Below are 12831 nucleotides of genomic sequence, written 5' to 3' on the forward strand. Positions count from 1 at the left end.
GATGCGGTTGTTTATTGCCGAAAAACCGAGTCTGGCGCGCGCTATCGCCGATGTGTTGCCAAAGCCACATCGCAAAGGTGACGGCTTTATTGAATGCGGAAACGGACAAGTGGTGACCTGGTGCATCGGTCACCTGCTTGAGCAGGCGCAGCCAGACGCCTACGACAGTCGCTATGCTCGCTGGAGTCTGGTCGATCTGCCGATTGTCCCGGAAAAGTGGCAACTGCAGCCGCGTCCCTCAGTGACCAAGCAACTTAACGTCATTAAGCGTTTTTTGCATGAGGCCAGTGAAGTCATTCACGCAGGTGACCCCGATCGTGAGGGGCAACTGCTGGTGGATGAAGTGCTGGATTACCTGCAACTGGCGCCTGAAAAGCGCCAGCAGGTGCAACGTTGCCTGATTAACGACCTTAACCCGCAGGCTGTGGAGCGGGCTATTGAGCGTCTGCGCGCCAACAGTGAGTTTATTCCGCTGTGCGTCTCGGCGCTGGCGCGTGCGCGTGCCGACTGGCTGTACGGCATCAATATGACGCGCGCTTACACCATTCTTGGGCGTAATGCGGGTTATCAGGGCGTACTTTCGGTCGGACGCGTACAGACGCCAGTGCTCGGCCTGGTGGTGCGTCGCGATGAAGAGATTGAAAACTTTGTCGCCAAAGACTTCTTTGAGGTAAAGGCGCATATCGTGACGCCTGCTGATGAGCGGTTTACCGCTATCTGGCAGCCGAGCGAAGCGTGTGAGTCGTATCAGGATGAAGAAGGGCGCTTGCTGAATCGCACGCTGGCTGAACACGTGGTAAACCGCATTAACGGTCAGCCAGCGATAGTCACCAGCTATAACGATAAACGGGAATCAGAATCTGCGCCGCTGCCGTTCTCGCTGTCGGCATTGCAGATTGAAGCGGCGAAACGCTTTGGCTTAAGCGCCCAAAACGTTCTGGATATCTGTCAGAAGCTGTATGAAACCCATAAGCTGATTACCTATCCGCGTTCGGATAGCCGCTATCTGCCGGAAGAACACTTTGCCGGACGTCACGCGGTGTTGAACGCGATTAGCGTTCATGCGCCGGATCTGCTCCCACAACCGGCGGTCAATCCAGATACGCGAAACCGCTGTTGGGACGATAAAAAAGTGGATGCGCACCACGCCATCATTCCTACCGCACGCACTTCGTCCATCAACCTGAATGACAACGAAGCGAAAATCTACAACCTGATTGCCCGTCAGTATCTGATGCAATTTTGCGCGGATGCGGTATTCAGGAAGTGCGTTATTGAGCTGGATATCGCCAAAGGCAAGTTTGTCGCCAAAGCACGTTTTCTGGCGGAAGCCGGATGGCGCACGCTGCTTGGCAACAAAGAGCGCGACGAAGATAACGACGGGACGCCGTTGCCGGTGGTGGCAAAAGACGACGAGTTGCTGTGTGAAAAAGGCGAAGTGGTTGAACGCCAGACTCAACCGCCACGACACTTTACCGATGCCACGCTACTGTCAGCAATGACCGGGATTGCGCGCTTTGTGCAAGACAAAGATCTGAAAAAGATCCTGCGTGCAACGGATGGCCTGGGAACGGAAGCCACACGCGCCGGGATTATCGAGCTGCTGTTTAAACGTGGTTTTCTGGTGAAGAAAGGGCGTTATATCCATTCCACCGATGCCGGAAAAGCGCTATTTCACTCACTACCTGAAATGGCGACGCGTCCGGATATGACCGCGCACTGGGAATCTATCCTGACCCAAATCAGTGAAAAGCAGTGTCGTTATCAGGACTTTATGCAACCGTTGGTGGGAACGCTGTATCAGCTTATCGATCAGGCGCGCAGCACACCGGTACGACGCTTTCGTGGAATTGCTGCACCGGACGGTGGTGGTGGCGATAAGAAAAAGAGTGCGCCGCGTAAACGCCCGGCGAAAAAAAGCCCGCCATCTGAAGAGGCGGGCGTGTAGTTTCCAGGTCGGATAAGGCACGTGTGCCGCATCCGGCGTACGGAATGAATTAGATCACTCCCTGGCCCAGCATCGCGTCGGCAACTTTCACGAAGCCCGCGATGTTGGCGCCACGTACGTAGTTGGTTTGCTTGCTTTCGCCGCCGTACTCAACGCAGGCATGGTGAATATCCAGCATGATGTGGTGCAGGCGCGCATCCACTTTCTCCGCTTTCCAGCCCAGACGTGCGGCGTTCTGCGCCATTTCCAGACCGGATGTGGCGACGCCACCGGCATTGGCGGCTTTACCCGGCGCAAACAGTACGCCCGCTTCGAGGAACTGGTCGGTGGCTTCGATGGTGGTCGGCATGTTCGCGCCTTCAGCCACGGCCTTGACGCCGTTGGCGATAAGCATTTGCGCGGCTTCCACATCGAGTTCGTTCTGCGTGGCACACGGTAGGGCGATGTCGACCGGAACTGACCACGGTTGTTTGCCTTCCAGGTAGGTCAGGCCAAACTCACGGGCATAATCTGCTACGCGACCGTCGCGGCTGTCTTTGATTGCGCACAGCCGCGCCAGTTTTTCTTTGGTAAATCCGCTTTCATCGACCACAGTACCGCTGGAATCGGAGGCGGTAACCACCCGCGCGCCAAACTCCATGGCTTTCTCAATGGCGAATTGGGCTACGTTACCGGAGCCAGAAACCGCTACGCGCATACCTTCAAAGCCCAGACCATGGCGTTTGAGCATCGCTTCGGTGAAATACACCAGACCGTAGCCGGTCGCTTCCGGGCGAATCAGACTGCCGCCGAAAGAGAGACCTTTACCGGTAAAGACGCAGGCGCTGTTGTTGGAGAGTTTTTTCATCATCCCGGCCATAAAGCCGACTTCACGGCCGCCCACACCGATATCGCCCGCCGGAACATCTGTATCGGGACCTAAATGGCGGAACAGTTCGGTCATCAGCGCCTGGCAGAAACGCATGATTTCGCCTTCACTTTTCCCTTTTGGATCGAAATCGCTCCCGCCTTTACCTCCGCCCATTGGTAGCGTGGTGAGGGCATTCTTAAACGTCTGCTCGAAGCCAAGGAATTTCAGGATCGACAGGTTCACGGAAGGGTGGAAACGCATACCGCCTTTGTATGGGCCAATGGCAGAACTAAACTGCACGCGCCATGCGCGGTTGACCTGCACCTGATTGCGGTCGTCCAGCCAGACTACACGGAACTGGATTACGCGCTCCGGTTCAACCAGACGCTCCAGCAATGACATCTGGCGATAACGCGGGTTTTGTTCAAGGAAAGGCCATAGCGTGGTCATCACCTCACGAACGGCTTGCGCGAACTCGGTCTGATTCGGGTCGCGCTTTTGCACATGGTTAAGGAATGACTCCAGAGAACATGTCTGATCCATAGATATAAGAACCTCTTATGTATTGATATGGTTATATTTTTGATTTTTGTGTTAAGTGTTGTGCAGTTTTTGACTATACCATCAGCACTGTGACGCGACGCAAGAAAAAATTAACCCCGCTAAGTAAATTAATATTGCGTCGTGGGTCATAACTAAAAGCGATGATCGAAGAGGCTAAAGTTTCTGCCGATTTATACCGTTATACTGAGCATAATTGTCAGTTAAAAAGGAAAGAATATGCGCCGTTTAATCGTGGCAGGCGTGTTGGCCCTGGTGTCCAGCGCGACGCTGGCAAATCAGCTTTATCGCCCGGACGTGCAGGTGAATGTACCGCCGGAAGTGTTTAGCTCCAGCGGTCAGCGGGCGCAACCCTGTAGTCAGTGCTGTATTTATCAGGATCAAAACTACTCAGAAGGGGCAGTGATTAAAGCGGACGGCGTTTTGCTTCAGTGCCAACGCGATGAAAAAACGATCAGCACAAATCCGCTGGTCTGGCGTCGCGTAAAAGAATAAACGCTTCCAGTAGTGGGATATCAGCAGGCGCCAGCGGATAACGCAGCGCCTCTTCGGGTGAACACCAGACGATATCCTGATGTTCATACGCTTTCAGTTCCCCCTGATATGACGGTACATGCCAGGCATGTAAGTGAATCAGTCGGCCCGAAACTTCGCGTTGATGGCTGGCAATGTAGCGACCCACGACCGCCTCAATGCCCAACTCTTCACGCAATTCACGGATCAGCGCCTCGGGTTGATTTTCGCCCGATTCAACCTTGCCGCCCGCAAACTCCCACATCCCTGACTGATCCGTATGCTGCGGACGTTGAGCCAGTAAAATTTTGCCATCACGTTCAATAATAGCGGCGACCACGTCGAGGGTTTTCATTATATTCATCAAGATCTAATGACAGAAAATGACATACTATCGTTATCTTTGTTTTATCTAAAGTATTCAGGAGCAACCGTTGAATGATCCTCAGTCGTGGGTAAAACCGTTAACGCGTATCCCTTCCAGTTTAAAACCGCTCGTTGCTACGCAGAAAAAGCATTATGGCGATGTATTGCATCCTACTCGCTGGTGGGGGCGGATGCCGTTTCTGTTCTGGCTGGTGGCGCTGTTTGTCGGATTTCTGGAGCGTAAAAAAGCACGTTTAACGCCGGTGATGCGCGCGCTGTTGATGACCCGCGTTTCTCAGGTGTGCCACTGCGCTTTCTGCGTTGATGCCAACAGTTTACGGTTGGCTGAACGCTGTGGCGCGTTGGATAAAGTCTTACAGGTTGCCAACTGGCAAGAATCGACGCTATTTAACACAGAAGAGCGCGTAGCGCTGGCCTATGCTGATGCGGTCACCGCTACGCCTCCACAGGTTGACGCTGCGCTTAAAGCGCAGATGAAGCAGCATTTTACCGAGGACGCCATTACTGAAATGACCGCGTTGATTGCGTTTCAAAATCTCTCGGCGCGTTTTAATGCCGCTCTCGAGATCCCTTCCCAGGGGCTGTGCGACAGCCTTAAAGGACGCCCGCATGCTTGATCGTCATCTTCATCCGCGATTAAAACCGCTTTTGCATCGCTGCGTGGGCATTATTGATAAGCCTGCGATTACGCCGGACGGGCTTACGCTGGTCGGTTTTGCTATTGGCGTGTTGGCCTTGCCATTTCTGGCGTTAGGCTGGTATCTGGCAGCGTTGGCGGCGATTGTGCTTAATCGGCTTTTTGATGGGCTGGATGGGGCGCTGGCGCGGCGCAGAGGGCTAACCGACGCGGGAGGATTTCTTGATATCTCGCTCGATTTTCTGTTTTACGCCCTGGTACCATTCGGTTTTATGCTCGCCGATCCGGCGGCTAACTCGCTGGCTGGTGGCTGGCTACTGTTCGCCTTTATGGGAACCGGCAGCAGCTTTCTGGCCTTTGCCGCGCTGGCGGCGAAACATCAAATTGATAACCCGGGGTACGCGCATAAATCGTTTTATTATTTGGGGGGGCTGACCGAAGGTACCGAGACGATTATGCTGTTTGTGTTGGGGTGTCTGTTCCCGGAATATTTTGCCATGATGGCGTGGGTCTTTGGCGCACTGTGCTGGATGACGACGTTTACCCGGATCTGGAGCGGATACCTGACACTGAAAGCGGTCCAGCGTCAGGCGTAGCGTATTGCGTTGCCGGATGCGCTTATCCGGCAATAATGACAGCCTTACTTGCTGGTTTCAGGACCCCGTTCACCGCTGGCAACCGGATTTTTGGGATTGCTGCTCCACTCATACCAGCCGCCGTCGTAGACTGAGACGTTTTTCCAACCCATCGCGCGGGCGTACATAAATGTTTCCGAAGCACGCCAGCCGGTACCGCAATAGAACGAGACCTGCTGCTGTGGCAGGATATTCCATTGCTTCCACATGGCGGCGATGTCATCCGCACTGCGCATGGTGCCATCCGGGTTATGGAAATCTTCCATGTGGGTGGAATCACTGCCCGCGTGGCCCCAACGTGCGCCTGCGATCTCACCTTTTGGCTTAATGTAGCTATAGCCGCTGGTGGTACCGACAAATTCCGGCCATGAACGAATGCTCACCAAAGACGCATCCTGGCGATGCAGCAGGCCGCGAGCCTGTTCCATATCCAGCATCAACTGCGGCTGGGCGGGAATGGTCACGCCGAAATCAGGTTCTGGTTTCACCGATGGCGCAGTGCCGCGTTCAACCGGTAAACCTGCGTCGGACCAGGTTTGCCAGCCGCCGTCGAGCAGACGAACATCTTTTACGCCTGCATACAGCATAATTTGCGCCACGCGCGCGGCGGCATAGACATCACGGCCGTATAAAATCACCGTGGTGTCATGGCGGATGCCGTGCTTCGCCAGCATCGCTTTGAGCTGGTCGTCTGACACTTTGTTCCACAGCGGTTCGCTTTCGACTTCGTTGGTATCAATGTAGCCCGCACCGGGGATATGGCTCAGCAGATACAACTTCGGTGCGCCCCAGGCGGCCTCAATCACTTTCCAGTCACCCGCTGGTTTAGCGGTTACGTTTTTACCCTGCTGCAGGTCGTGAAGCCACTGCGGGTACACCAACTGTTCGAAGTGCGGCAGACGTTGCAGGCGGGCAGGGTCCGTAAGCGCATCGCTGAGGGTAGAGATATGGTTAAAGCCAACTTTTTGCAGGCGGGATTTGACAGCCTGCATGTCGTTATCGCTGCCATACAGCGCCACCGGCGCATCGGTGCTGAGTTGATGTGACTTAACCCAGGCGCTGAGTTGTTCATCATTCATCTTGTCGAGCCAGGCAGCAGACAGGTTCAGAGCGGAAGGTTCGTGTCCTGAAGGGCCATTAAGCGACTGCGGCCAGCCGTTGTAAAAAGCGCTCTGACGGGTATCGATCGCCGCGCCTTGCTTTTGGTGTAACTGGTCGAGGGTGAGCGTCTGTGCTGTTTCAGCAGCCCAGGAGGAAGCGCAAGCGAGCCCTAAAGCAAGTGCCAGCGCGGTCATTTGAGAAACACGTTTCATCGAATAGCCCGACGTTGAAAAAAGAGGACGACATTCTGTGCCGCCGGTTAAGTAAAAACCTTGCGTTAACGCAGCATATCGCCACATTCACGCCCAGTTTTCCATCTGTAATACACGACCTGCTGGCGGGACATCCTGCGCGTCATGGGTAACCTGCACCACTGGAATACCCTGCTTACGTACCTCGGTAAAGACCCACTGACGAAAGGTATCACGCAGCGACGCGTCCAGCCGACTAAAGGGTTCATCAAGTAACAGTGCCTGGGGCTGAGCCAGTAGCGCGCGGAGCAGGGCGACACGCGAGCGTTGTCCGCCGGAGAGCGACGCCGGATCGCGCGAATAAAAACCGGCCAGGTCCGCACGTGCGAGAGCGCTTTCCACCGCGTGTCGTCTGGCTGGTCCTTGCAGACTGGCGGGCAGAGCCAGCAGTAAATTCTGCCCAACGCTGAAATGGTCAAACAACAACGCATCCTGGAACAGAATGCCAATCTGGCGCTGCGCCGTAGGCAGCGCGTCAACGCGTCGTTCGTTGAGCCACAGCTCGCCTGATGCCTGAAACTGCGGCGACAACGCCCCGACCATCCACGAAAATAACGAAGACTTTCCGCTACCGGAAGAACCCATAATTGTGACAATGTCACTTTTATCAACCTGAAAGGTAACGTTCTTCAGCAGCGCAGTCGCACCCTGGTACAACGAAACGTTTTGCACAATGAGCATTAGCGGAGTCCTTGTCGAAAGCGGCCAATCCATGCAGCGAGAAATGCGACCAGGGCGAAAATGGTGAGTGGCAACAGAAGTTGCCATAGCGCCTGGGTTGCCAGAATAGCAGTGCTACCGCCGCTGCTTAATGCGACCGCTTCGGTGGTTAACGTGGGAAAGCGCCCGGCACCTAACCACTGCGTCGGCATATACTGGGCGATACTGACAGAGAATCCTACCGCGAAGGCAATCAGCGCCGGGCGAGCCAGTAGGGGACATTTTACCTGCCAGAATATGCGGATCCGTGTCCAGCCCAGCGTTTGCGCAATCAAAATCAATCGCGGGTCAATGCGCTGCCAGGCCGGTTTAAGCACAAATAGCATCCAGGGCATCACCCACAGCAGGTGGCCCCAGATAATGGTCATCATCAGTCCATCCTGTCCGGCATATAACGCCAGCAGATATTGTCCGGTTACCAGCGGTAGTGCGGGCAAAATCAGCGGTAGCCAGACCCAACGGTGTCCGGTTTGCGGCCCCCATTCCAGCCAGGCAAAAAGTATTAGCAGTGCCAGCAGGCTGGAGACAAGTCCCAGTTGCAGACTATTGCTGAGCGCCTCGCTATTTAGCGATGAATAGCTGGCGAGCAGCGCCAGAACCAGCGCGGATACCATACCGCTAAGGGGTAAAAGTTGTACTAACGAACGTTCGGTTGTACAGGATGGAAAACGCAGGCGTTCACCGGTTACTGCGGGAATGGTGCGTCGCCAGGCGCGCCACAACAGATACCCTGCCAGCGCGATGATGAGGAGCAACAGCACCAGCAACAGGCTGGCGAGCGCGCCTTTCGCCTGCTGCCCGGCATCGCCCTGACTGAGCCATTGCCAGCTCAATACGGCAAGCGTTGGCGGATTTCCGGGGCCAAGAACGATTGCCACATCCACAACGGAGAGTGACCAGGCGACAATCGCCAGCATCGCTTTACCTGAGGCAGGGGCGATTGAAGGCAGGATTAGCCAGTTCAGGCATTGCAGTCGGCTGTAGCCCAGCGAATCCAGAACGATAACCTGCTGCGAAAGGTGTTTTTCGCTCAGTTGGGCTGAGAGGAACCATAACAAAAAGGCGCTTTCTTTCACCGCCAGCGTCACGCCAAGTCCAATGCCGTAACGGTCTGGCTGTGGGCTGAGGAACGGGAGCCATTGCCAGATTTTACCGCCTTCAGCAAAAATCAACAGCGCGCTGGTGGCGAAGGCAACGTGCGGAATCGCCAGCAGCCACGGAAGGCGCGAGCACAGACGCGCCCAGCCAGCGCCGGGCCATAAGGCGAGGATTGCCAGTAGTGCAATGATCAGTGCGCCGCCGGCAGCGAGTCCTGTGGAAACAAGCGTCGCCAGTAATGCCTGCGCAAGTTGAGGGTCGGCAAAGAGCGCCAGCCAATGGGTCAGACTAAGGGCTGGCACTATCAGAGAGAAAACCGCTGGCGCCAGCGGCAGATAAACTGCCACCATGATGGCCCAGAGTAGCAAAATTAATGCGTACCGTAGCGGCGTAGCCATTCTTGTTCCAGAGCGTTTACCCAGGCGGCATGCGGTTCTGGCAGCACGGCGGGAAGTCCTTGCGGGATCCGTGCCAGCAGTGCATCACGTTGTTCGACGGGCAATTTTTGTGGATCAAGCACCGAAGGATCTCCCCAGACAGTTGAGTCGGCTTTACGCAGTTGTGCTTCGGGCGAAAGCAGGAAGTTTGCCACGACTTTTGCTCCTGCACTGGCGCGGGCATTCGCCGGAATGGCAACAAAGTGCACGTTGCCGAGCATGCCCTGTGAGAAACCAAAACTGTAGCTGCTTTTAGGCAATTCGCCGCTGGCTACTTTTTGCTGCGCGTGGGCAGGGTTAAAGGTCAATGATAAACGCAGGGTTCCAGAATTGAGTAGCGCATCCATTCGTGCAGGCGAGGGCGGAAAGTCTTTACCTTCACGCCACAGTACAGGGTGCAGTGTATCAAGATAATGCCACAATGGCGCGGTAACGTCGGCGAATGTGGCTGTATCTGGTGCGATTTTAAGCGCTTGTGGTTGCGTGGTGAGCGAAATTAACAACTGCTCCAGAAACGCCGTGCCGGTAAAGTCTGGTGGACGCGGATAGGTCACCGTGCCAGGATGCGCCTGGGCAAATTCTAGCAGCGCCTGTGGGGATTGCGGTGGCTGCGCGGTGAGATCGCGCCTCGCGATGAAGGTTAGCTGTGCGCCACCCCAGGGGGATTCAGCCCCCTCGGTTGGAACGGAGAAATCTTCGCTCACCGGTTTTTGGGTATCAACATAGCGCCAGTTAGGCAACGTTTGCGCCCACTGGGTTTGCAGCAGCCCGGCTTCTTTCAGCGTACGAAAATTTTCGCCGTTTACCCACAGTAAATCGACAGACCCCCCGGTTTTTCGCCCGGATGCAGCTTCAGTCTGAATGCGTTTTACCGCGTCGGCGGCATCTGCGAGACGTACGATTTTCAGGTTTATGGCATAGTGTGTTTTCATCTCGCCGCTAACCCAGTCGAGATACTGGTTAACTGCGTTGTCGCCACCCCAGGCATTGAACCACACCGTCTGACCGCGGGCGTCATTTTTGATTTGCTGCCAGTCGGCATCCTGGGCAAACGTCGCCAGCGGACAGAGCAATAAACTCAGGCACAATAAGCAGTAACGCATAGTATCTCCATTGCTAAAAATGGGGGAATTCTCAGGTTTTTTTTCGTTGATGTTCAAGATACAGGCTTCTCGCCACTGAAATCATCACGCTCAGGGCGAACAGGATGAACAGGCCGGTTACAAACCAAAATGTACCGCCGGTTAACAGGCTACCCGCCCATGAATAGACGATAGTGGCGGGTAACTGGCCGATGCCGGTGGCAATGAAAAAATGGCGAAACCGAATCGAGGTCAGGCCTGCTGCGTAGCTTACCGGATCGAACGGTACAAAAGGTAACAGGCGACAGACAAGAATGGTGTGCTTGCCATAGCGCTCGAAAAAAGCGTCCATGTTGTTCAACACCGTTTTTCCGGTCAGTTTCTCCACCGCGCCACGGCCTAAAACGCGAGCAATAAAAAAGCACAGCGCCGCGCCGGTCATCGCGCTGCACCAGGACAGTACGCCGCCCCAAAATGCGCCAAACAGCGAGGCGTTGGCAAAGGTGATCACAAAGGCCGGAAGGGGGGCGACGATGGCCTGTAAGAGCATCAGGAAGAAAGAAACAACCGCCGCCTGAGTTCCGTAAGAACGAATGAAATTCTCAATGGCATGCTGATCGAGCGTGGCAAATGCCGCCAGGCTGGCGCGGAGAAAATCGCTCACACCAGGTATCCACGCCCACGCCATCAGCGCGAGCAGCAACAGGATAATCACTCCTGCCCGGTAGAAATGGATGCGTCGTTTTATCATTTATCTGCGCACTCGTGAGGAGCTGATGGATCGACATGCTTATAACGAGCCCAGGCTTTGGCAGCCTGTACGAGGACAAAAAGCGCCAGCCCCGCAACGCTGAGCTCACCGATAAATGTCCAACTAATTCCTTCGCTGGCCAGTTCGTGCGACATCAGCGTATAGATAAAGATGCCAGGTAAGGTGGTTACAGCAGATATCACGGTAAATGACCAGAACGGAATGGCCGTCAGCCCATAGGCGTAGTTTTGAATGTTATAAGGGAACAGCGGCACGAGGCGGGTGAGGATAAGAAAGTCAACTCCGCTATGGGCAATGCCTTTTTCGATAGCCTGAAACATTGCCGTATGCCCAGCGTATTTTTGCAGCAGTTCCCGGCCCAGCCAGCGAGCCAGCAAAAAAGACAGCGATGAAGCCACAGTTGCCGCCACTAATGAGATAACCGTCCCGGTCACGGGGCCAAACAGCACACCGCCAACGATCACCAGGATGCTGCCTGGGATGAGACACAACGCCGCGAGAATAAACAGCAGGATAAAAAGCGTATAGCCGAATATGCCGCTCTGGCGGATGACGTCTTGTAAATGATGGAAATTAGTTATCAGGTCGGTCAGACCGTAATGATGGAAAACACCCGCCAGAACGCAGAACAGGGCCCCGACAATCAGCAGCCGGTATTCTGCTTTATGCGAACTTCTTTTTCATGGGGGTTCTCCTGTAAAACTGAGTGCAATGCAGCATTTTCATCAGCGAAAAGTGCGCGCGAAGATATAGTAAAATTCCGACTACAACAATGAATTACCGTTGCTTTATTGATTTTGCACCAAATAAACACACTCTCCAGGCCTGGCCCGGAGAGTGCAAAAACGCAAAAGATTAGACGCGGAATTTAGCCCATACCGGCGCATGATCGGACGGCTTTTCCATGCTGCGAATTTCATAATCGATGCCGGTTTCTTCGCAGCGCTCCGCCAGCGGGTTGCTCGCCAGCAGCAGATCGATACGCAGGCCACGGTTATCGTCAAAGCCTTTTGAGCGGTAATCAAACCACGAGAACTGGTCGTTCTTTTCAGGATAGGCGTGACGGTAGGTATCCACCAGACCCCAGCCCAGCAGACGCTCCATCCACTCGCGCTCTTCCGGCAGGAAGGAGCATTTTCCGGTACGCAGCCAGCGTTTACGGTTCTCTTCGCCAATGCCGATATCGAGATCGGTTGGGCTAATATTCATATCGCCCATGATCAATACCGGATTGTCGCGCTTCAGCTCTGTCTCAAGATAGTTTTGCAGGTTCTGATAAAACGCGGCTTTGGCCGGGAATTTGGTTTCATGGTCACGGCTTTCGCCCTGCGGGAAATAACCGTTGATCACCGTGATGCTGCCCAGAGGAGACGGAATTTCCGCCATGATGATACGACGCTGCGCCTCTTCGCCATCGCCTGGGAAGCCACGACGCACCGCAATTGGTGTTTCTTTTGTTAACAACGCGACGCCGTAATGACCTTTCTGGCCATGATAAAAGACGTTATAACCGAGTTTTGCCACCTCTTCGAGAGGGAACATATCGTCGTGGACTTTTGTCTCCTGTAAGCCAATCACATCCGGTTGGTGTTTTTCGACAATGGCTGCCAGTTGATGGGGACGGGCCCGCAGGCCGTTGATATTAAAAGAGACAAATTTCATAGTCACTGCCACTTTGCAAGATGAATAGTGCAAGGATGGTAGCAGAATTTCTGCAGACTGACTGCTTCTTGTCACGTGATTCCAACAATGATTGCTAATGGTGTTAACGATGGAGCAAAAACTGCACCGTTTTGGCGCGAAGCGCGTCGGAATGGGGCAATAATTTCCGAAAAATTT

Annotated in this window: 13 protein-coding genes; 4 read left to right on the forward strand and 9 right to left on the reverse strand. The window is 54.5% G+C overall.

The window, feature by feature from the left end; all coding sequences use genetic code 11:
• The first annotated feature begins 1 nt into the window (after position 1).
• Positions 2-1948 carry a DNA topoisomerase III gene (locus On2M_RS13895; RefSeq protein ID WP_210905247.1) on the forward strand — a complete coding sequence of 649 codons (1947 nt, stop codon included), beginning with the start codon at positions 2-4 and terminating at the stop codon, positions 1946-1948.
• Positions 1949-1997: 49 nt separating this feature from the next.
• Here On2M_RS13895 and gdhA read toward each other — a convergent pair whose 3' ends face one another.
• Positions 1998-3341 (reverse strand): NADP-specific glutamate dehydrogenase, encoded by a 1344-nt coding sequence (gene gdhA, locus On2M_RS13900; RefSeq protein ID WP_151218991.1) that lies wholly within the window; start codon positions 3339-3341, stop codon positions 1998-2000.
• 237 nt (positions 3342-3578) lie between these two features.
• Here gdhA and On2M_RS13905 point away from each other — a divergent pair, with 237 nt between their 5' ends.
• The gene (locus On2M_RS13905) at positions 3579-3854 is read left to right on the forward strand and encodes a YnjH family protein (RefSeq protein WP_151218992.1); all 276 of its coding nucleotides are present in this window, start codon (positions 3579-3581) and stop codon (positions 3852-3854) included.
• Here On2M_RS13905 and On2M_RS13910 read toward each other — a convergent pair.
• A complete protein-coding gene (locus On2M_RS13910; RefSeq protein WP_151225358.1) occupies positions 3814-4227 on the reverse strand; it encodes a pyrimidine (deoxy)nucleoside triphosphate diphosphatase in 414 nt (137 codons plus the stop codon). The genes On2M_RS13905 and On2M_RS13910 overlap by 41 nt on opposite strands.
• A 79-nt stretch (positions 4228-4306) precedes the next feature.
• Here On2M_RS13910 and On2M_RS13915 point away from each other — a divergent pair, with 79 nt between their 5' ends.
• Together On2M_RS13915 and On2M_RS13920 are read left to right on the forward strand one after the other, a co-directional pair.
• Positions 4307-4876 (forward strand): carboxymuconolactone decarboxylase family protein, encoded by a 570-nt coding sequence (locus On2M_RS13915; RefSeq protein WP_187259554.1) that lies wholly within the window; start codon positions 4307-4309, stop codon positions 4874-4876.
• Positions 4869-5492 (forward strand): CDP-alcohol phosphatidyltransferase family protein, encoded by a 624-nt coding sequence (locus tag On2M_RS13920; RefSeq protein WP_187252557.1) that lies wholly within the window; start codon positions 4869-4871, stop codon positions 5490-5492. Before On2M_RS13915 ends, On2M_RS13920 begins: the two co-directional genes overlap by 8 nt.
• Before the next feature lie 44 nt (positions 5493-5536).
• Here the strand turns inward: On2M_RS13920 and On2M_RS13925 are convergent, their stop codons facing one another.
• The 7 genes from On2M_RS13925 to xthA form a co-directional block, all read right to left on the reverse strand.
• Positions 5537-6844: a sulfurtransferase gene (locus tag On2M_RS13925; protein ID WP_151218996.1), complete on the reverse strand. Its 1308-nt coding sequence runs from the start codon at positions 6842-6844 to the stop codon at positions 5537-5539.
• A gap of 87 nt (positions 6845-6931) precedes the next feature.
• Positions 6932-7564 carry an ATP-binding cassette domain-containing protein gene (locus tag On2M_RS13930; RefSeq protein ID WP_151218997.1) on the reverse strand — a complete coding sequence of 211 codons (633 nt, stop codon included), beginning with the start codon at positions 7562-7564 and terminating at the stop codon, positions 6932-6934.
• Positions 7564-9099: a thiamine ABC transporter permease gene (locus On2M_RS13935; RefSeq protein ID WP_210904989.1), complete on the reverse strand. Its 1536-nt coding sequence runs from the start codon at positions 9097-9099 to the stop codon at positions 7564-7566. Before On2M_RS13935 ends, On2M_RS13930 begins: the two co-directional genes overlap by 1 nt.
• The gene (locus On2M_RS13940; RefSeq protein WP_151219104.1) at positions 9072-10241 is read right to left on the reverse strand and encodes an ABC transporter substrate-binding protein; all 1170 of its coding nucleotides are present in this window, start codon (positions 10239-10241) and stop codon (positions 9072-9074) included. The genes On2M_RS13935 and On2M_RS13940 overlap by 28 nt, the downstream gene beginning before the upstream one ends.
• A gap of 31 nt (positions 10242-10272) precedes the next feature.
• Positions 10273-10971 (reverse strand): TVP38/TMEM64 family protein, encoded by a 699-nt coding sequence (locus On2M_RS13945; RefSeq protein WP_187259550.1) that lies wholly within the window; start codon positions 10969-10971, stop codon positions 10273-10275.
• Positions 10968-11624: a TVP38/TMEM64 family protein gene (locus On2M_RS13950; RefSeq protein WP_210905248.1), complete on the reverse strand. Its 657-nt coding sequence runs from the start codon at positions 11622-11624 to the stop codon at positions 10968-10970. Before On2M_RS13950 ends, On2M_RS13945 begins: the two co-directional genes overlap by 4 nt.
• A gap of 223 nt (positions 11625-11847) precedes the next feature.
• Positions 11848-12654, reverse strand: a complete 807-nt coding sequence (gene xthA, locus On2M_RS13955) for an exodeoxyribonuclease III (RefSeq protein ID WP_043016615.1) — start codon at positions 12652-12654, stop codon at positions 11848-11850.
• Positions 12655-12831 lie beyond the last annotated feature (177 nt).

Origin of the sequence: Citrobacter sp. On2M (assembly GCF_018035235.1) — a bacterium.
In the GTDB taxonomy this organism is placed as follows: domain Bacteria; phylum Pseudomonadota; class Gammaproteobacteria; order Enterobacterales; family Enterobacteriaceae; genus Citrobacter; species Citrobacter meridianamericanus.